A 22,462-nucleotide genomic window follows, 5' to 3' on the forward strand; every position below is an offset into this window, starting at 1 on the left:
AGTAATGTACCACAAAACTATTATTGGTATATACAGAAAGTTTAAACATGACTTGCTAATTGTTTTAATGATTTAGTTTAAATACAAGAGACTATTATGGATAAAGCAAAGTTTACATCTCACTTAATTTTACTGTCGGAAATTAAGAAATCTGTATCTAAAGATATGGGGAAAGATATAACTGTTTTAGAGTTATCCTACATACTCAACCAAAGCATAAACCCTTTAATGGCAATAACTTATAAAGAAAAACTAGATAAAATAAATACTTTTGAATTAGATCCTATTGAAGTTCTCAAAAAACGCAAGAACCTAAAAATATTAAAAGTATTAAACCTCATGCTTACGTTAAATCTAGACAAAACCATTAAAAAAGACGATATAGAAAGTTACAACGAGTATAAAGACAAGTTTTTAGAGAACATCGCAACAATAGGTTTAGACAGATTAGAGCAAGAAGCGTTAAAGGTACAAATTGAAAATTTATTGAAGTATAATTGGGTATCTTAATACATATCTTAATTTTAAGATTCTGACTTTAATAAAGGGTTTAAGCCAAATGGAAAACATTCAGAACGAAGAAGATATACTTCAAGACGCGACCAGAGCCGTTTTTAATTGTGGTGCTAGTTTTAGTGAAGCTAAAGTAGTTTCCCTTACTGACGAGTTTAACCCACAACCCACACTACAAACACAACGAACCAACCTAAAATATATCTACGACAATAAACTACCGAATGAAATTGGTCGTCAATTAGCGCAAGAACCAGAATACCAAGAAGAAACACGTTCATTACTTGTTGGCCACTTTAAAGAAATGGCTCTAGAAGATTTAATTGAGCAGCAAGATTACCAAAACCGCTACAAACAAACAGATCCAGAATTGGACCAAGACAATGAATCTGAAAACAATACGGATAACGAATACACATCACGCCCACCAGAGCCTAGACCTTGGTAAGCCTAACCATTAAAAAGAAAATGCCCGAATGATGGGCATTTTTTATATCTACGTAATATCTAGCTTCAAAAGTTCAGATGGATCTATGCGCTGACGGAATGAACATGCGAGTTCTTTTACAATTTGATTTTGATATTGTTTGCGGTCGAATGTATCAAAAGCTGAAACCTCAATTTCAGGATCAGTGATTGCATTTAGAAGATCCTTGGTTGCATTGAGTGATGCGGTAGGGCAAACATAGATAAGGTTAAGCACTGAAGTACGAAGCAAAATATCTAATAAGTGATATTTGGGCGGTTCCAGTTCCTTATCTACATTAGAAAAGTAGTTCACAAGATAAATGTCATTTGATAAATGCAGATTGATATTGTCAATGAGATCTTTGGTAACACCGTCAAGAATGCCATTCACCTTCAACAAAAGTTCAGTGTTTTCGATGTCTTTAATTTTTTGCGTATCGACACGTTCATTAAATAAGTTTTTTAGATTTCTCAAAAACTTTGGTTGTGGCGCTGTAGTTTCAAAATACATCTGATTTTTGATACGGTCCTTCATGTAAGTTTGGATCATCTTAGCTTCAGAAGAAAGAAACTCAATCTTAAACGTGTCGTATGACACTAGATCAATAAATACTTGCTGGCCAGCACCCGACTTAATATCAAACCAGTTCATAAAAATACTGGCTTTGAGTGATTTCAATTGTTTAAGAATAGCCGTCTTCTCAAAATCATTCATATTGAAGTAGCTACTTGAAAAAGTATCGAGATAAAACTTCCATTTATCTTGCACTATATTCCACGCTTGATTAATAGAAATGATTGGAGCATCTATAATTTCATCTTTGATGGATTTTGACAGCTCATACAATTCATTTAAACGTGCTTGATAGTTGAAGTCTTGAGTAATCACATTCTTTTCTGGTGTTGTGGACTCAGAATCCTCAAGATCCGCACCAACCAATAAATAAGCATCGGTTACTTTTGGTGTTTCCTTATTTGACGGTGCTGGTACTGGAGCACTAGAAAGTTCAGTGGAAAAAGTTTCATCATCTTCCGCTGGCGTATACGGCGGTGTAGTCTCTTCATTAGGAGAACGTGCGTCTGTACGTTCAGCAAAAAAGTAAAACAATTCTTCTTGCGGTGCAACTTTAAACGGCGTCACATTATTATTGATGATTGCTTTTACAACATGCTTTGCCAGTTTTAGCGTGTAGGATAGGGCATGTATATAAAGCTCTAATGTTGCAAAGTCACTGGTATCAACTTCATTAGCACCAAACCAAGATAGGTTACGCAGCTCAAGCCAGCTCGTGAAAGAATCGTGAGAGCTATTAAAACTTAGATCTATGGTCTTGGACAAATAGATAAAAACGCAATACAAAAACCTATTTTTGTACTCATACGTAAATACATCAGAATCGGTCCAGATCTTATTCTCAATGAGAGCAAGAATGTAATTTAAAAGCTCATGGTGTTTAATCGAATCGATTAAGTTGTCTGGGAATACTTTTAGTTGATTAAGGTGTGGTTTTACAGGTGCATCATTGGATGGTTTAAGGAAGTGGTAGAACAAGTTAAATGTTTGCGTATCATCTATATCAATTACAAGTTCATAATCATCTTCATCTACGTTATTTAGATCCTGTTGAATATCGACTATTTGCCCGGTGTGACCTTTTGAACGGTCAATCTCGCAGATACTAAAAAGAATAGGCAAAACCCCGACAATATTACGGTTGTCAATTGTTTGATAGTGGGTATCAAAAAATATCGTATCAGCTAAAAACGTACCTTTATGATAGTTGAGAAAGAAGAATAGTACGTTAATTAAAGAACGGTGATTTTCACCAGAAGAGGTGTTAGAAGTAGCGTTAAAGTCATCGAAAAAAACTAAATTTGTATCCATCTAAAAATACTTTAAACCACACCCTTAAACTATTACTAATAAGCATATAAGTTTTAAGAGAGGGTTTAAAGTTAATTTTAAATATATTTAATGGAGTTTAAGACATCGGGCTTTGTAAGCGCTCTACATTTGATGAAAGGTCAGAAACATCTTGCTCTAAAGTCATTGCCTGGTCTATCGCACGTTTCATTAAATATTCTTGATTAATTTCTTTAGGCTCTTTACGAGTAGCATTCTTTTGTTCTTCTTCTAATTTGAAACGTTCAAAAGCGAAAATAGAACGAATAATACATAAGCTATCTTCAAGTAGGTCTGAATGCACTTTAGGAAAAATTAGATCAGGATCTAAATCAGATGCGACTTGGTTAAACAGCATAAATTGATCGCGATGTTCGATAAGAAATTCATCATATGTACCGAACTCAGATTCGATCATATCTGGAATATTTGCGAGAGTAGAGACTTTCGTATCTTGTGATAACAGAATTGAATCACCTGATGGCGCAACTAAAGCATGAATAGGTTGTTCTGCAATAGGAGCCAACAACACTACAGTAAATGGGCGTGTTTGGTTTTTCATGGTTAGTCCTAATTAATATAAAAAAAGCTTTGGCCAAAAAGTCTATTTTGAAATTTTGGTAGGTTAATGGAATCGAATAGAAGGTCCGTTTCATTAGTACACTTCTGATTAATTAGATAAATGAGATTTTGAAGAAGTGCAATCAATTTAAATGGACTGTTGTATTCATTGAATATGGGTGCAGCAATGCAAAGAGTCTTTTTTCTATCGGTTGATAATGCCCATGGGTTCACCAGGTTAAAGCTCACCTTGGCATTATTATGTTCAATTGGTCGTGCATAAATATCAAGAACATCGGATAAAGTAGATACCTTTAATTCTTTTGAAATGTCAGTAAGAATCTCACTGACTTGAAGCGCTGTTTTATCATGAATATCGCTTATAGTGATGCAAACACCACTATTACTATTCATTAAATTTGCATAAAGAACTTCAATAACCATGGACTCGTCTTTGGATAAATCCTTTAAATTGGCATTGACTAAATCTATGATCCGATCTGATTTTTGTTCAAGTTTAATTTGAAGCAAAAGCGGTTCATTCTTTTTTGAAACAGGGAGTACTTTATAATCGTTAAGATTGTAATTTAACCGCTTCATTTCAGTAATCAGCGTTTCTTTGGCATTATCAAAAAGCTTCTGATCTCTCTTGGTTAAACCAATAACAAAATTTGTGGACATGAGTATATTCATGATCCACAAAGCAGTAGATAAGGATAAAACACTATCCTTAACAACTTCTGAATCTGAATCAGAAAACCCAGATATTTGCTTGATTTTGTCGGTTATCGAAATCATGTGAACCCTTGTTTAATTCGGCATTTTCATCTGAAACTTTGTCAAAAAGATTAGTTTGATTAAGTACGTCTTGGATATTTTTTTGTGGATCATCACTGAGTAAACAGTGGAATAGGGCGCTAATTAAAGTAGCAAGTGATGTGCCATAGTCATTGGTACACTTGATTAATTGGCCAGCATCTAAGCAAATTGGTGTTTCATCATCATAAAGCAAGTGTAATTCTGGTGATTCAGCATAAACCAACTTTACATGAGTATCCGTGATGATTAACTCAACTTCTAAGTACTCATTATTTTCAACAAAATATTTAAAGCGCAACATCAATGCATCATCGCCACGTTCTATATATACAATTTGTCGATCGGTCGTATTGGTATGGCTGACGAATCTATTCTCTTTTGTGATCTGATCAATGTAGTTCAAAAAGATGGTTTTGAGTGACGCACTTAAAATACCTTTGGCAGCGAGTTCACTTTTCAAGTAAGGCAGAAAGTTTTCAAGATTTTCATGCAATGGTTTTTGCATTCGATCATCTCCAATGGGATTAATAAAAGGGCATACACATCAAATGTACAGCGACTCAGTTATGACTATTTCGTTACAACAGTTACTTAAAAGACTGCAGACTGTTTGACTTATAAAACTGATACTTTCGCCACACTTTTAATTCAGAAATATCTAACTTGTTTCTAAATCAATATGGCTTTATTTGATTATAAAGCCACATTGAAAGTTTAAATATTTAAAAATTATTTTTAGTATATACCTAAATCTAAGATTTAAAATGGATCTAACTTTTAACTGGCAAACTTTGTTGCTTTGGTTAAAAGGGTTAAGTCTTCATGGAATTGATTTTTTAAAAACCCATAGTTAAAAACGTAACTAATAAAGGTGAAAAACTCTAATTGGTTCGGTATTTTGTCTTCAAGAATACTGACCTCTAATTGCAATGTTCCTGTTGCACGTTTCTTAGAATGAAACTTAAGACCATCAAATGTTTGACCGTAATAAGTTGATATTTCCAAGAAAACTAAACGGAAAAAATAAGGGAAGATTTGAGAAACAACACGCTCAGGATCATCAATTTGAGTTAAACGTCTACCGTTGTGATATTTAAACTTAATACCATCAGCCATACTTTTTTCTACCAACAGGCGAATATAGGCATGACTACGAGTAATCATGCTTTTAAGTGGCGTTTTTGCTTCATGAATATTTTCGTATTGCATTTAGTTATCTCACATCTCAAGTCTTAATTGGTCAGCTTCATTTTCTTTTTCAATCGAAACTTCAGCAATAATTTTTTGGGTATTTTCGTTTTGCAGATCTTGATCAAATATTTCATTCACACAAGTTTCGACTAATTGTTCAGTCAAGTTTCTGCAGATCTCAAACTCTAAACCTTTAGGTTGTACGGTAGGGTAGCCGTCAATTAAAAATGAGTTTTTCATTTCATTTTCATTTGAAACTTTAGAGTACAAATAAGTCTCAAAATAACGAGCAAACATTTCGGTACTGGTCGCGTAATACGGCGTTGCACGATTTTCAGCACTGTCGATATTTAAACAGTCCTTTTTATAACGCGATAGATTGTCACTAAAACGAATATCACCTACGTTAACTTCAACGTCTTGCGACTTATCAAAGAAGTTTTGCATTTGAGTATGAGGATTTTTAACTCCCTCAGGCATGTACTTCTCTACCAGGTTATAGAACTTGTATTTAGATGACTCTATCAAGTATTCAGATAGGTTTTGCGATAGTGTTTTTAAATCCACATTCGCTGCGTTCGCAACACCTGTAATTTTTTCTTCCAAACCGGTTGTAGGTAAATGATGTTCTGGCTGGCGCATATCATTAAGTTTTTGCTGATAGCGCTCAAACGACTTAAAGCTTATAGCATTAATGTCAGTGTTAATTTTAGAGACAATGACATCCACCTTGTCTTGAACTGTACTGAAGAAAGATAGGTTTGTATCAGCTTTATATTCACGCTCATACTTCTTCAAGTACTCTTCAATTTTCTCAAACTGACGGCGAATGAGATCTTCATAGTGCTTTTGGTGCCAGTCAAAGAAGCTGTTTAAGGTTTTGCGCGTAGAATTAGGATAATTCTCTTTATTCTTAATCACTTCATCATGCATTGAATCAGCAACAGTGTGGTACGCCTTGATTGCAGTCTCAGCATTCTCATGAAGTACTTGACCGTAATTTTTCATTGGCTGAACTGGCTCATTCATCATCGCACGATGTACCTTTTCAAAAGCACGACCGGACTCAGTAACAGGGGAGTATCCAGCATCCAACATATTTGATAAGAAGTGTCGTGCACCTGGTATCTCAAAATTAGGGATGTCTTCATAATAGTCCTGAAGTACAGAACGATTCATTTGAGCGTGATTTTTATATACTTCCGCTTTTTCCAACATTCCCAAGTGTGCATCTAGCGCATGGCCATACTCATGAGCCAAACTTCCAGATCCGCTATCACGAGTTAAGTTAACCACGTTCTTAGACAGTTCAAAATGCGCTGCAGATCCTTTAATTCCGCGTGAAGCCAAAGCAACACCCAAGTTCAATAAACCATTGTTTGATTTAAAGCCCATGAGTTGTTTTAAGTCAGCCAATGAGTCATACACGGCATTAACCAACTGTTGAGCCACAGGACTAACTTTATTGCCTACTTCAACACCACGGATAGAAAAGTCATCTTTAAGCTTGAATGAATCCACATCGGCACCTTGGCGATGATCAGGACCAGTACGAGAGTAATTTAACAATCCGTAAATACTTGATTGGACTTTTTCAGTCACAAAGCCATTTTCAAGTTTTTTCACTTCACTGGTAAATGACGGCAAACGTGGTGCTTTAGGTGTATTCACAGCTTCAGTCGTTGCTTCTATAACTGGTGCAACAGGATCTTTAACATAAATAGGTGCAGATTCAGCTTTAACTAAACCACTTTCAATCGCACTTTTCAGAACGTATGGTTCAAGCACAGTTGAATATAAGCCAGTACGTTGCATGTTGCTGATCGCATCGCTCACATCTTTAGTGACTTTCGACTTACCGTAAAAATCAAAGATCTTACCTGTTGATAGAATCTCACTGAGTTCTTTATCAATCGTTTTTTCGATGATTTTCTCAAGCTGAACACTGATACCGCCTGTATGTTCTGGCATAATGTAGTACTCATTCAAATTGCTAAGCAATTCGAAGTAGTTTTTGTAGTTGTTCTTGGTACCTTTACTATAAAGCCCGATATAGTCTTTACGTTGGCGATCAGTCATACCAAGACTTTCAGCAGATAAGCTTTTATTGTTTCTTACCGCATGAATCAACTCTTCTTGAGTATCTACCATCAAATTTCTGATGTTAGAAACAACAGCCACATACGCACGTAATTCTGTCGCTCGTTGGCTATCAAGCATCAACGCATTTTTAGAGAATAACGGTTTAGTTGGGCAGTAGTCATACATTGCCTTTACGAATATTTTGTCATCAATACCGAGTGGCGTATTGGTGTACCAAGCTTGGAATTCTTTATTTGCAACGATTTTTGCTTTTCGATAGTCCGTAGCTGTTTGATCGGCTGATGTCGCTGAAATATATTCCAATGAAATGTATTCACCGTAGCGATCTTTATGTGCACCGCCAAACTTGGCACCTACATCACCTAAGTACATAGCAGGGGAGTCACTTGGCTCTACCTTTACATCAACAGGCACATATTTGTCTTTTGGTACCAATTGATCGATAAACGTGAAGTCAGTAAACACACGGTTTTGAAGTTGTAAGACATCTTCAACTGAGCGCATACTTTTAACAGGAAAAACGCACAGAGACTTGTAATCACCGTGAATATCGGACTTATCACCAAAAAGTTTAACCGATGCATATTCATTGTCGGTCGATGGCTTGATGGCCAAAAACAATTTGTGATTTTCAGTTTTGATATACGGCTTTATGTGTGCGGTTTGATCGTATAGAGCACCAAGCGTATTCGTAATCAAAGTTTGGAAATGCAAACTTGCTAACTGTTTATTCTCAAAGTCAGTTTTGTGTTTAATCTGAATTTCAGGCAAGTTAGATAGTGCTAATTGCTCTAAAGTGGTACCGAAATTAACCTTAGATTCGATAGCATTTAAGATTTCGTGACTAAACTGGTCTACATCATCAAAACCAGTAATCAATTGATACTGATAGTCATGAGACGGTATACGAAGAAGCACGGCAGTTAATTGAGGCTCATAGTCCGTATCAACCATAAACAATTGCGGTGTTTCATCTTGTTGAGATGATTTGTTTAGCAACTTGTATTGGTGAACTTTAGGGTTGGAACCTACAAAATGCTCAGCATAAGCCTGTTTAATCGTATCTTGTAATGCTTTGACATGCTCAAGCATGACGGCATTGACTTCATTTAAAGCGGTTAAGGTTTTATATTTTTCTGCAAACGCCTCATTCACGGCGATCTGCTCTAACATAAATCTAGGCTGAATATCCTCAAGTTCTGGATTACCTACACGGTTTAATACAACACTAAATTTGAGCTTATTAATGAACGGATCAGGTTCACCATTGATACCATTGCTAAAAAGTTCTTTAAGATCACTTTTCTGAAGTTTAGAGTTCACCAAATCAAACGGATGAACTTCTTCAAATGCCTGAACATCAAAAACTTTGGTTAAGTTTTTAGGCATGATTGCTGTCTGGCCATCTACATGAGCGATAACATAGGTGTACGCTGGAGAGATGTTGCTCAGAAGCTCAGTGACTTCATTCGGTTTTTTATCGTAGCTAAGATCCTCAAACTTTTCGTATGTTGCAGAATTAAGATTGCTGATGAAATCTAATTTAGAGTTGAAATTAGATGGATGATCAGAAATGTACTGGAACATCTTGTTTGGTAAAGACGTAAACACTTTATTGATTAAAGTTTGCTGACTATCTTTAGCTTTGAAGAAGTTGAGATCTGACTCGTAATATTTTTCAAAAGTGAACTTAGCTGGAGGCATAAACGTCATGCTGTTGCGTGAAGTCGATAACTTAAACAAAGCATTCGCAGACGTTTTAACCGCATCTCTATCATTAAAGCCAGTAGCCTTATGTATATTGGCATCTAGGGAAACTGAATGCCCAATAAACGGCGCATTTTTGTCTTTATGATTGTAGAGGCGTATATACTGAAGATCATTCTTTTGAAACACAGTTATAAACAAATCATGATCAGGGATCTTGATTGCGCCGTGGTGATCTTCATAGTGCTTTACAGCATTTTCTAGCTGAGTGTTAAAGTATTCAGATTCACTATTGAACTGTACGTTCTCTTCTTCAGCTGTTAGAGAAAAATATTTAACGTTATTCTGAAAAGCTACATTAGGTTTGAGAAGATCCTTAATCACCTCAAATTCTTTTTGTACTTCAACATCAAATTTGCCAAAAACTGTACGCTGATTAATATCAATCAGGTTCAGATAGTTGAATAGCTGAATGTTGTTGTAGTTGTGGTTCGGTAGGGCAGTTTTGTTTAACTGGAGCTTACCATCTTCTAACTGCATGCTTTGGACTTGCTTCAAGTCATCTGCAGTCAGCTCTACACCAAAGACTTTCTTAGTTTCTTGTTTGAGCTCTTTATCTTCACCAGCAATCACTAAGGCAGCTAGTTTTTGTGCCTTGTCATAATCGCCATCTTCTAGATATAGGGTTTTTTCAACAAAATACTTGGCAATGTTCGCATACGCTTGATTTGTTGCTTTGTAGCCATCGGTAGACAATGAAAAATGTTTGTTTTCATCAAATTCATTTGATTTAACGGTTTTAACTTTTAAATCGTCAATGTCACCCGTTGGTTTAATCTGAACATAGATTTCATCTGCAGCGAGATCCATGTTCGAGACAAATAAGGTCGAATTTTTAGAATAAAACTGACGTTCGATACTCGACAACAGATCCTTTGCATCTTTACGGTCTTCTTCCATGTCAGACTGCATATCTTCAGCAATCGACTTGATGTTTTCGCCACGGTCATCCTTTGTGATAAATGACCAGTCTTGTTGCGGATATTTGGCTGTTAATGCCTTTTGGAAGCTTTGAACTTCAACAAAGCGATTGAACTGACGGTCCAGACTAAACCCATCTGTATGTGATGAAGTTTTAGCAAGAATATCCTCAGGAACAGAATCAGATTTAGTCTTACGATTGAAGTTTTCACTTGCATTTGGCACCAATAAATTACGGAATAAAATCTCATTTACACCGTTCTTTAAGAATGACGCACTTTTAGTTTGTGATAGAGATTGTTTTAAAAATGCTTCATCAAAGTTTGATTCATCAAGAAGCCGAGTAAACTCTTCAAAATACGCTGAAGCTAATTTATCGTTATTAGCAAGATCAGCCGTGCACAGATCGCTTAACTCTAAACGCTGTACATCTTGCTCTAGCTCTAAAGGCGCAGAAAAATCACCAGCAACAAAATCATTGATATTTTGCTCAACATAACTGTTCGTGCGTGACATCAACATATCAACTGCAGTTTCATTATTCACAAATTCCTGAAGCTCAGGCGTGTTAATTGAAACCAATTGATTGTCGAATTGCTTAGACAGTAATTTGAACAGATCCGCTTTATGTTGATTGCTTTCTACTTCAGATTCAAAACCTACAAATTTGCCGTTTTCATCTTTAGCGTAGTAGAAGCTGTTTTTATTAAACAAAAAGGTATTTGTTGCAGACGTAATGCCAGATACCAAAGTTTCACTTTGCCATAAGACTTTTTTAACTTCATTGTACTGTTTTGAGATCTCAACATTGTGTGTGTCGATTTCGTCAGAGATCGCTTGAATATCATCTACGCTGAATCTTTTTGTTTGTGTAGCTGAGCGCACGACATCTTGAATTTCAGCATATTTCTGATTTAGATAATCACTATATTGCTTCTCAATTTGTTGAGCTTGTTCAGTAGCCTTAGGAATGACATAGACATCCAAAATCTGTCTAATTTCAAGCATAGACGGCGCGAAATCACGCACCTTGTCATTGCCTCTTGCATCCAATAATTCTTCAGGAAACTTTAAGAGCTCTTTAAGTACGGCAACATCATCAATTTCTGGAGTAGGGAGGTCATTTGCAATGTTGAGTAGATCAGACTCAGTAATAGATGCCTTCTCAGTTGCCTCAAAATTAACATCAAGATTATTCAAGATCTCGTTAACATTTGATTCATTGAGTTGTTCTTCTAGTTTACGCTGTTTGATTTCAGCAGATTGGTGATCATAGAACGCATTAAACTTAGGAACGATGTTTACAGAGAATTCAGAGAACTCTTGGCTCAGATCGGCAAAGAAAACTTTACCTGTTGGCATCTGGCGTACCATTTGTTGTAAGACATCATGGCGAAGCATGGCAGCGTCATACACCATCTTATCTACAAGGCGTGTTTCAATACCTTGTTTAGACGCCATCCATGTGCCGTGTTCATCTTTATAAAAAGCTGGAATACCTTGTTTAGCTGATTCTAATAGCTTTGGATACGGCAATTGCTGTTGATTAAACACACGGTCTATCACAACAAGATCAGAAGCTAATTTTTGTACATAAGCATCAACATCTTTAAAGCTCATGTTAAACATTCTGTTGCCACGGCCATGCTCAATCAGCTGATTAAAAGTGGACTCGTATTCATGAGCAAAATGCACCAGGTTAATATTGTCATTTAACCCCAATGCTTCATACGGATCATGAGCAAAGATTTCAGGAATATGGCGCAAGTCATCAATAATCAGTAACGAACCATCTTTTTCGTAATTGACGGGTACTGCAAATGGAGACAACTTAATTTTGGCTAGATTATCTAGACTTTCGCCACTGGCCATCGCCGATTCTTCATCTAGATAGACTTTAGAGAAGATATTTTCATAGCCATAATCTTGAAGACGATTAAAAGGAATTTTTGAAGACTGAAATTGAGCCAAGTAGGATTTGTTCGATTCCTGAAGACTGGTTTTCAGCGTATCAAGGATATTAGATCCATTGTTTAGCTTACTGACATACACTTCAGGGAAAGCAGAAAGGCGTTCGGTCGCTGATGCGAAGTAACTTTTCCAGTTCGGAATGTTCTTCTTAAACGGTAGATTGGTGAGATAAATATCTTCTTGCTTAGTCGGTACTTTCATATCGTTGGTAAACGCTGGAAAGACCTTCTGAAGATCGTTTAGATCGATACCAGACTTTGCCGGGTTCTTATAGTAGTACGCATGAATACCATCATCATTTTGCACTTCATAAAAATGGGCATCCATTAACACTTGTTCAAATTGCTTAGAACTGTTTTGTTCAATAGATTTTTTGAATTGCTCAAATTCATTAACAACAAGCATCGCCGTTTTTGGGCGAAAATTGTTGGCTGGCGATACTACAAGACGCGCACCAAGACCAGTTAAATTAGGCCATTTAACTTCATTCACTTTATAGTCTCCTACTTGGTCACATAGCATGATCCAAGACTTTAAAACGACTCTTACGAGTACTTATATGTGCTTATATTAAACTAAAAAATTAACTTTGAGGGAGGGTTTAGGCGTTATTCTTTAAAATAGTATATACCGAGTAAATAGCACTGTTTAAATACCTATCATTTTTAATAAAACCATCTAAAACCGTGCACTATTCTTTCTTTTTTTATAAATAAAAATGCCACCGTATAGGTGACATCTTGCTTAAAGCTGATGGTTACATTTTAACAAATTCGTTTTTAGCGAGTTCGTCTGGTTGGGTGCCATCTTCTACACCTACAATAATTCCAGTACCACGAATAAAGTAGCCACTATTATTCGGATATTGGACCAAGGTAACATTATGCTCAAGGTTACTTTCTAAAAAGGTAGTGCCGTATCCCCAAAACTTATTTAATCCTTGCCATGGAGCATCCTTAATATAATTGTTTTGGGCATATTGAATGGTGTATTGACCAATTGGAAGAGATATATTGACAGTTTGCTTTTTGGGTACCTGAACAACGGCTCGTAACCTTTTAGTGGCCTTATCTCGAATGATAAACACAGTATCAACATTTTGAGATTCCATTGAAACAGGACCAAAATGTTGTGTGTTTTCCATACTGGAAACATTAATCACTTCTTTTTTAAATGGCATGGCTGCACTATTGGCTACCATTTTTTGATGTTCAGCATAGTCTTTTGCCATTTGTAGACCGTTTTCAGGTTCATTCGGTTGGCCTGGATTGGCTGACTCTACTGATTGAGCTTGTTTCGATATTGCCCGTGTAGCACTTTGAGCAAAGAGATCGACCAATCCGAAATGATTAGCCACAGATATAATTGCAACTGCTAGACCAAAACCAGCAAATTGCTTTGGAATTGCTATTGCCATAGTGCCCCCTGATTCCATTTATAAGATTTAAATAAAAAAAAGATGCCACCCACAGGGGATAGCATCCAAGATCTCAAAATTGCTTATAGTGCCAATTCAGGATCGCTATTCTTTTGTTTGCTTAATTCTGGATCTGCTTGTACTTCAATGTTGGTCATGAGCTTAGTCCAATATTCATCGTATTCAGCTTGTGACATCTCATTAATGACTTCATTCCATTTAACTAGGTTCTCATGTTGATCTGTACCCGGTTGGAAGAAGTGCATTGCATTTCTGACATACTGCTGATGATCAGCAAAACGCAGTTCAGCAATATTTTCCTGAATATAGTCCAGGCCTTTCACCGTAAATTCGCGAATCTCCTTCATGATTGCATCTTTTTCTATACCATGCGGTTGAGTTACAGAAGATGAACCACCTTCAGGACATGGGTAAACAAGCCAATCATTACGCAAGTTCATTTCTGCTAAGGTCACTTGTAAGTACTGCTCACCACTACGGGCAAACATTTCATGTGCGGTCGTCCAATACGGCTTCTTAGCACTTGTTAAGCCCTCTAATACCATCGCATTTTTGTAGAAATCAGTTTTTAGCTGAGATTGATTAGTTGATGTTAAGCGATCGTTCGTCTGTAAGCTTAAAGAAATTAACTTTAAGTGTTCATCTGACAATGGTTTAGGGCTGTTTTCTTTGATGAAGTCGAGTGCACATATCGCAAACTGACTACGCAACATTTGTCGATAATCACGGAATACAACTGATCTAAAGACTGTACTGTTCGCTGCACCAAGTACTTGCGCTGCAAAGACACGATCATGATCAATTTCAGAACGAGATTGCGAGATATATTTGTTGAGCTCAGTCCGTGGGATTGGATACTCATTTTCAGACAAGAACTTATGCAAGCCTTGGGCAACGTGCATATAACGTCTATGTTGTATGGCGTCCTTTTGGAAAAGTTCAGGATCTTCATGACGATTAGCGAAGTTAATCAATGAAGATAGTTCAGTATGCAACTTGCCACGTTCCGCAATAAACGTATTAATTTTCTCTTTTATGCTGTCTCTATCTGGCGTAAACAAATCAACAATGTCAGGTTGATCTACCAATGTTTTATCCAAAATCGTTTTGATGCTGGTTTCATAAAACTTGACTTGATTCTCAAGATTCGTGCGAAGTACTTCTATCGAGTCATCCTTTTTCATTGGCAAGTAATACATCGCTTGATTTACTTTGGCTGCAGCTTGCAACAAATCTTGGTTAATGTTGGCATACTTCTCAGACTTAATGTTATTCAATTCTGCAAAACGAGTTAGATAAGGCTGTACGTTTTCCATCATCATTTTTGGTTGATTGCGTGTCATCGCACTAAAAATGAGATGGTCATAGGCATGGAAAAATTCATGACCAAACGAGCCAAAACCTGAATTCTTGGTTAAGTTAATCACACGGTTAGATGGCTCATAATGTGCCATCGCAGCGGAACGTCCACGCGAACCAAAAGCAACACCCAACATACCGTTAAAGCCAACAAATTTCGGATCTATATCAAGTGCCTTAGCAAGAGCGAAACAACCGTCATATGCGTTATTTAACGCGATTTGACGATCGCTCTGGTTCAAGTACTCGCCAAACTCTACGGCTTTAAATCCAAAGGTCGCTTGCAAGGTATGTGCTGTAACATCTTGGCCATTACGTGAAGCAATGTTTTCCGTCACAACCACATCACTGAGCTTGAATGCCTTACGCATAGTACGAGGCTTAGCATACTCTTTGAATAGGGCATCTAAGGTACTCGCCGTGTCATCTACAATGTGCGATACATTCTTTTCAGATAACGAGACTTCTTGAGTATCATCATTCTCTGCAGTTGCGTCTTTGGTTTTTTTAGCAGTTAACAGATCCATGACCTGTTCAGATAGACCAGCATCAGATCTGCTAAATAGCGTACTCGAATCTATAATGTTGCCACTTCTAAAAGTAACAGTCGCTTTTACTTTGTCTTGGAACGGTTTGGCATCAATCGCACTACGTATTTTTTTATAGATAGAGTAGGTGCCTTTAACTGGCGGTAACTCTTTCCTTAAATGATGAAGTGCTTCAGTGAGCGTTTTACGTGCTTCACTACTATCGGTTTTCGCCAATTCAGAACTAATAATCATGTCAGTGGCAGCATATTCAGCATAGCTTTCTACCAATGAAAATAATGACCGATCTAATGATTTAAACGCCGTGAACAGATCTTTGTCTTCATTCAAACGAACGTATAAATCACATGCATTAGGAATAAATTCACGAACTGTTTTTGCTTCCATTAATGCATCACGCATACTTAAAACAGCGTCATAGTATCCAGCACCTACTTTTTTAAACTGTTCTTCAGTGGCATTTTCAAGCGGATAACGTGGCTGATCATTCGTCATCTTACGTACAGCGTCAGTCAGCAAGTGAATGTAAATATCTCGACCAGCTTCTTTTGCTTGTAAAACCGATTCCTTTTTCCAAATTTTGTCACGCGTAATTAGGTTTTTGACTTGCAAAAGCGACATATCTTGAATCTGACTGAGCGATAAACGTGGACCATACAGATCCTTTTTCGCACCAGGCATTTTCATACCCGTATCTTCAATAAGTCCAACTTCAGAACGTGGCTCAGTGGCTTTCGGTTTGGTTGTTTTTGGCTCTTTTGGTGCTTCAGCTTCAGGCTTACCCTCAGACTCAAACAGTGATGTTTGTTCTGGAGCAACTGGCTCAGTCGGCTCTACAACTTCTACCGTTGTTTCCTGTACTTCTGGTTCAGTAGGCTTTTGAACTTCAGGCTCAGTTACGGTCGGTTCTTCAACCAATGGTTCTTGGGCAACTTCTACAATAGGTGCGCTTTGAACCATATGTTCAGGTTTATATACTTGATCGCGAGACTTAAATAATTCTGCTTTTTTGAATGATTTTGCAAAATCAGTAATTAAGAAGTTCTTAGAGTTCGGGTGCTTTGGCGTAGGAAGAATTTTATAGCCTTGATCAACAAATTGCTGATGTTCGGCATTATTCACAATGGCCAGTTTTAACGGAGCTTGATCATCGGCAACTTTAATCGCGAGATCGAACCGGTCTTTAGATTCAAGTAGCTTTTCACCAAAGGCAAAATCAATTTTATTGACCAATGTTGAAATATTAACAGCCACAATCTCATTAAGGCCTTTAACATCAATATTTTCAAAACTTGGTGATAATGGCACCTTGATTGTCTGCAGTATGTTTTCACGTAACCCAAGATCATTTAATACTTGGTCCACAAGATGCGCTTTTATCCCGTTTAACTGGAAGTCTTTAAACAATCCACCACGCTCGTTGAATTTAGCAAACTGCTCAACATTATCAAAAACCCGTAATTGATCATGCTGTAAAACTGGTGTGTCTTTATCAATGACAGAAATCACTAAATCAGCACCGTCATTGGCCACAATAATTTTGGAGCCGTTTTCAAACGCTTGATCCATTTCTTTTTGATTGATGTAGTCGGTAAAGACGTTCATCAAATCAACATTGGTCATCACATCATTGCTTTTCACAAAATCGATTAGATCTTGTTTCGCCGTTGGATCGATGTATTGATTATCGGCATCACGTAAAGTTAATGCCTTGTAATCGTCCAACTCAGGGTTAAACAATACCTTTTCTTTAAGGTGTAGGTTTTCGATCGACTGGAAGATCTGATAGCGTTTTTCTAATGAGTCGATCAAGTACTGCATTTGCTCTTGCGTACTTAAAACTGAATCATTGCTAAGCGTCAAAGCTTTAAACAGCGCCTTATCGTCTGCAGCTAAGTCATTCAGACTTGATTTAACGATTAAGCGATCGGTAGACGGAATCTGTTCACCGCTGAAATATAAGTTAATCGCACCGTGCTTTTGTTCATCAGCTGGTGAAACCGTGAGATAAATATTTATCTCAGGAAACTCAAACTCTTTAATGCGTTCAGGATTGGTGATAATGCTTAAAAGAGATCCCGTTTTTGTCTCGAGGGATTTATTTTTTAGTGCCGTCCATTCTTCAATAGAACGATTTTCAAATGACTGCAGTAGGGCAGAATTGATTAAATCACGGTTGAGGTTAAATCCATTCTTGAGTGAGTCTGGAGTCGATTGTAATGCTTCAAGCACAAGCCCATGTTTAAAGAGATTGCCAAAGTCATTTTCACTGTTAACATCGGTCTTTTCAAGTGGCAAGAAACTTGATGCATGCTCATAGACATTCTTAACTTCAATATCAAGCTTTAAGCCTTTTTCATATTTCGGTACCGCTTCCTTGGTCAAAATACGATTAAGAATTACATTCTTAAGGTCATCATAGGTCAGCTTGTTTTTGCTGATCGGATTAGAGCTCAGGATATGTTCAAACGAAGAAGCACCATTAATCATAATGGTTTTTTGCTTTTGTAATGAACTAACCTTTTGACCTAGATCCATCGGCAGTAAGCGAATGAAGTTCTGATCAGATGCTATCGTACTGCTATACACCGCCAAAGAACGTGCGCTAACTTCAGGCTCAACCATCAAAGCGTTACCTTCAGCTAGGTAGGTTTTTACCGCTTCTTCAGTCAACGTGACGACATTTTCAATTTTCGAGTCTTTTGGCGCCGTGACTTCATTGTAGGTCGGTGTTAGATAACCTAGTGCCATCAAAATATGCTTGTGCTCATTATTAATAATGGCAGTAACCGCTTCAGATTTAGACTCTTCACCCACGGCATTTTGATAAAAGTCTTGTAGATAGCGCTTATACGCCATACTTACCGCGACCTTTTTATTTAAGGCAAAAAGCTGTTCTTGTGTATTTGAGTTGAAGTGGTCTTTATGTATCACCTTAGGCAGATAGTTTTGAAAGCTGTCTACCACATAGATTTCATCTTTTTCGAGTGTTTCTTTTAAAGACAAAACTTCATTGGTCGCAGCAAAAACAATCGCGTTGGCCAGTGCATTACCAGGATTCGTGCGTACACGTAATTCCTCATTTATCGCATGATTGAGTTGCGACCTAATATCAGGTAATCGGTTAAGGATAGGGGAGTCAGGATTGTTGCCAATATTGCTACTCAGCTCAGAAAGCACATGAGCCACATCGATACGCTTATTAAAACCCTTGTAGTTACCGTCCTGTTCTAACAGGTTATAGAATCGCTCTAAGCTTTCATCCGATAAATATTGTGATGCAATGCTATGGGCATCACCATCACCAAGCGCCGTAAATTGGCTATTAATACTATGCAGTTGTTGAAGAATACGAGGCATTTGCTGATGAAATGAAAAGTAGTTTTTACCTACATTTTCAGCACTGGTCGCAATCATGTCCTCAATACTGTTATCCAGCACTGATACAGCATTCGAGAACACCATATCGTTAAAATCTGGCATTGCAGATTCTTGAGATGGTGAATATCCCAAAATAGAATATTCAAACTTTTCGACTGCAGATAACTCTTGATCTTGTTCATCATAATAATGAACCACATCAAACTGGTTAACAGCTTCATTCCAAAGCCCGTTAGATTCTTCACCTAGATCAACGTTGAAATGATAAATGTCAATGTCATTTGAGGTGTGAGTAGCTTCAAACTCGTTCGCCTCATCCAATAGACGTTGCATTTCATCTTGCAATTCATCATCGGTGACAACGCTTTGTAGGAAGTTATCCAGATCCGTGCCGTATTCTTCACGGTCTATCACTGAATCAAAAAAACTATCATAAAGATTGTTCAGACGCGTAGAAGCAATGTTTAACTGACTTAATGCCAATTCCATTTCATAAGCTTGATCGTCATAGGCTTGCTGATCCAAAACATACGCATTTTCAGTAGCAACAGCGACTTGAATCGCAACCGCTTTTTCAATACGCTCACTGATGGTATGTGTTGCTTTCGCTTCAACAATCGCTTGACGTTCTTCTTTGAGCTTTGCAATTTTTTGTAGGTATTCTTGCTTAATTTTTCGCATTAAAGCGAGTTTAGTCAAAGAGTCCTTAATGACTGGTTCTGGAATGTTCGGCTTAAACTTGGTGTGTCTAAAAAAGTGATCAATTCGATTGAACAAACGTTTTACTGGAACCTTAGGTTCAGGCGGTATGGTTTGCTTAATTTGATTGAGATCCAAGCTTTCTAAACTTGTACCGATGTCATCCAAACTTTCATAAATTAATTCACGATCAAAACTGCTATCACCAATTGAGTAGGGATCAAATGTTCTTAAATTATTAATATTATTTTGAACGCTTTGGATCAGGTCCTTAATCTTATCGGCAAGGTCGAATTCTTCTACATCTAAAGTTTGGTTGTTGTATTCCCAAACTTTCCAATCATTGTCCACCAGCTGTAACGCAGTTGTTTCTATACCAAATGGTGCCAATGCTGACGGGATGCTGTTTTCTTCGTATGAATACAAACAGTCATTGATTTTCGTGACTAAGGTTTGAAGCTTGATCAATCCTTGGTGATTAACGGCATGATCATCCGATCTAAGCGCATTCACAATTGGATCAATGCTCGTATTCAGCCCCTTATTCAGCTCTCGAATATCAATAAATTGCTTCGGTAAGCTGTTATACGCTGGCCATGCTGGATGTGAAGATATTTTATAATTGGTCAGCTCAGGAATTTGCGTAATATCTTTTAGGGCAAGTACTTCACCGCCTGAATTAACCGAAATCACTAGCTGTTTGCTTAGTTCAATAGGCTCTATCGTATCTTCTATGAGTCCAGCATTTAGCGCTGCTTCTTTATCAACATAATAACGAGTCAGTGTTTTATCTGCTTGGTACCCGTAATTGTCTAAATCAGCCAACGGCAATGGATCTACGGACTGCAGTAATGTCGGTAGCTTATTCCAGCCTAAATCTGCTTTATTGAATTGTTTAACCGCACCCATAATGGTTGTATTTGGGGCAAACGGTTTTTGCTGTTTTGCTTGGTAAAGCACAACGGACTTTTGATTATTGAGTTCAAATAGGGATTGCCACTGGTTTTTTTCAGCACTACTCATTGGGTTTTGCAGATATATATCTGACATATCCATTTCAATGAGGTCATTTTTAGAGTCGTAAGGAAAAACAGATTTTATGTCAGCAAGAGAGAGACTATCTTGCGAACTCTTATACATAAAACTAAGGTCGTTATTTTGCTCATTGGTGATATAAACAAACTTTCCAGTCTTTTTTAAACCTGTTAAGAAGCTGTTTAAGGATGTGTTCAACTTTTTCTCTAAAAGCTCAACATCTTTAATCTTAATAATGGCTGCTTGGTTTCTTAAATCAGTTTTAGGGGTTACTACAAGTTGAGCGCCAAAGCTACTCAGATCCAACCATTTCTTTTTAGTTGACATATAAACTCCATGGCAATATGTATAAGCATCTTTTAATTAAAATATCAAAGCACCATCGGTTACTTTTGAACGGTATATACTAAAGATTATAAGAGAATTTATATAAAGAAACTATCTAAAAGGGTTTTAAACAAAGAAAGGGATGGCTTAAAACCATCCCTTTTTTTTAAGTTTTTTTCATTATCAGCCTGATAATGAAAAAATCAGGCTATTTACTTGCCATTGCTTGTGAAAGTGCAATCCTACGAATGTTACCCGTAGACTTAGAACGATCAGTCACTTCAATTGAGCCGTCAGTTAATTTGCTTTCAGCAGAAACTAGCGCAGCCAATACCGCTTCTTTACGTTCATTTGACTTGTATTGTTGATATTGCAAGTTCAAGCGTTCAGTACTTTGAATTAAACCATCGACCATCAAACCACGTTCATCTTTAATCGCTTGTGATTTAGCAAAGTCTTTGTAATCTTGCCCTGAACCTAAATAACGAGAGACACTTTTTTCCAAGTGTTGCATCGGTGCAAGTTTGGTACTTGAATCATGACTATTGGTACCACCACCAGCAACAGGGGAGTATTGCGCTTGAATTGCTTTCAAAGAGGTAATTGCTGGAGAAGTTAAAGCATCTTTCGCCAGTTTAGCCATCACATAATCTTGACCAGCAGATGTTTTCGCAATTCTACCGTCAATTGGAGCATCAGGTAGACCAACCATGTTGTTGATCAATGCATTTTGAGCACGAGCCATCGCCGTGTCTGGCGCTGCAGTCGTGAATAAAGTTGAAGCTTGTAAACTTAGACCAGCATTTTCACCAGCAGCACCACATAGTCCAGACGCAGCCTGAGAAGTGGTACAAAACTCATTATGAGCTTGTAACATAGCTTCTTGTGCTTTGTGAGGGTTCATGTAGACACCAGGCGCAGCAACCACTTCAGAGCCAACTTTATTTAAAATTGAACTATCAGCAGATTTATTGTCTTGTTGAGCTTGTTCACGATCGCCTAAAACTTCACACGCTTTAAATGCTTGGCCATGTGCACCAAACTCAAATTGAGCTTTTTTCATTTGCTCACTTTGTTTAACAGCTTGGTACGCCGTTACAAGACTTTGTGCGTTTTTATGTGCGTTATCTGAAATACCTTGAGCAGATACAGCCTCTTGTTTCGTCAGGATCTTAATCGCTGCCGTCACATCATCTTGTTGCTTTTTAATGCCCAAAGATAAGTTTGTGTCCAACGCACGTAACGCAGCGCTTTCCACCGCATCAGCCTGTTGAATAAGCATATTCAAGGTATTTACTGCCATCGGGTTGCCCACGGAAGCACAGTAATAAGCAGATGCAGAACCGCTAATAATGGCGAGGGTTAAACCGAGTGCACTAATTTTTGAACGAGAGCCGTGCGCTTGTGGCGCTTTCATAACTTTACGTGATGTTCTTTTCGGAGTACGCATTATTTAGT

At 37.4% G+C, this 22,462-nt stretch carries 11 protein-coding genes; 2 read left to right on the top strand and 9 right to left on the bottom strand.

The features are described 5' to 3' along the window. Positions 1-96: 96 nt before the first annotated feature. Both G5T77_RS08185 and G5T77_RS08190 read left to right on the top strand, forming a co-directional pair. Entirely contained in the window at positions 97-510 is a 414-nt protein-coding gene (locus G5T77_RS08185; protein WP_005028668.1) for a hypothetical protein, read from the top strand. A gap of 49 nt (positions 511-559) precedes the next feature. After that, complete coding sequence (locus tag G5T77_RS08190) at positions 560-961, top strand: hypothetical protein (RefSeq protein WP_005005811.1); 402 nt, start codon at positions 560-562, stop codon at positions 959-961. 48 nt (positions 962-1,009) lie between these two features. On the opposite strand, the gene G5T77_RS08195 is transcribed toward G5T77_RS08190, so the two are convergent. From G5T77_RS08195 to G5T77_RS08235, 9 genes are all read right to left on the bottom strand, one after another. Continuing rightward, the gene (locus G5T77_RS08195) at positions 1,010-2,866 is read right to left on the bottom strand and encodes a hypothetical protein (RefSeq protein WP_032055060.1); all 1,857 of its coding nucleotides are present in this window, start codon (positions 2,864-2,866) and stop codon (positions 1,010-1,012) included. A gap of 97 nt (positions 2,867-2,963) precedes the next feature. After that, positions 2,964-3,446 (bottom strand): hypothetical protein, encoded by a 483-nt coding sequence (locus tag G5T77_RS08200; RefSeq protein WP_005005809.1) that lies wholly within the window; start codon positions 3,444-3,446, stop codon positions 2,964-2,966. 8 nt (positions 3,447-3,454) lie between these two features. Further along, a complete protein-coding gene (locus G5T77_RS08205) occupies positions 3,455-4,243 on the bottom strand; it encodes a hypothetical protein (protein WP_043041460.1) in 789 nt (262 codons plus the stop codon). After that, a complete protein-coding gene (locus G5T77_RS08210; RefSeq protein ID WP_166139325.1) occupies positions 4,197-4,769 on the bottom strand; it encodes a hypothetical protein in 573 nt (190 codons plus the stop codon). Before G5T77_RS08210 ends, G5T77_RS08205 begins: the two co-directional genes overlap by 47 nt. A 272-nt stretch (positions 4,770-5,041) precedes the next feature. Then, positions 5,042-5,473 (bottom strand): hypothetical protein, encoded by a 432-nt coding sequence (locus tag G5T77_RS08215; RefSeq protein WP_005005806.1) that lies wholly within the window; start codon positions 5,471-5,473, stop codon positions 5,042-5,044. Between the two features lie 9 nt (positions 5,474-5,482). Next, positions 5,483-12,709, bottom strand: a complete 7,227-nt coding sequence (locus G5T77_RS08220; protein WP_228731925.1) for an LPD1 domain-containing protein — start codon at positions 12,707-12,709, stop codon at positions 5,483-5,485. A 265-nt stretch (positions 12,710-12,974) separates the two neighbouring features. Then, the gene (locus tag G5T77_RS08225) at positions 12,975-13,634 is read right to left on the bottom strand and encodes a hypothetical protein (RefSeq protein WP_005028677.1); all 660 of its coding nucleotides are present in this window, start codon (positions 13,632-13,634) and stop codon (positions 12,975-12,977) included. An 83-nt stretch (positions 13,635-13,717) separates the two neighbouring features. After that, on the bottom strand, positions 13,718-20,692 hold the full coding sequence (locus G5T77_RS08230) for an LPD1 domain-containing protein (RefSeq protein WP_240904286.1): 6,975 nt from the start codon (positions 20,690-20,692) through the stop codon (positions 13,718-13,720). A gap of 520 nt (positions 20,693-21,212) precedes the next feature. Beyond that, positions 21,213-22,454 carry a hypothetical protein gene (locus tag G5T77_RS08235; RefSeq protein ID WP_005028681.1) on the bottom strand — a complete coding sequence of 414 codons (1,242 nt, stop codon included), beginning with the start codon at positions 22,452-22,454 and terminating at the stop codon, positions 21,213-21,215. Positions 22,455-22,462: the final 8 nt, after the last annotated feature.

Origin of the sequence: Acinetobacter sp. GFQ9D191M (assembly GCF_011174875.1) — a bacterium.
In the GTDB taxonomy this organism is placed as follows: domain Bacteria; phylum Pseudomonadota; class Gammaproteobacteria; order Pseudomonadales; family Moraxellaceae; genus Acinetobacter.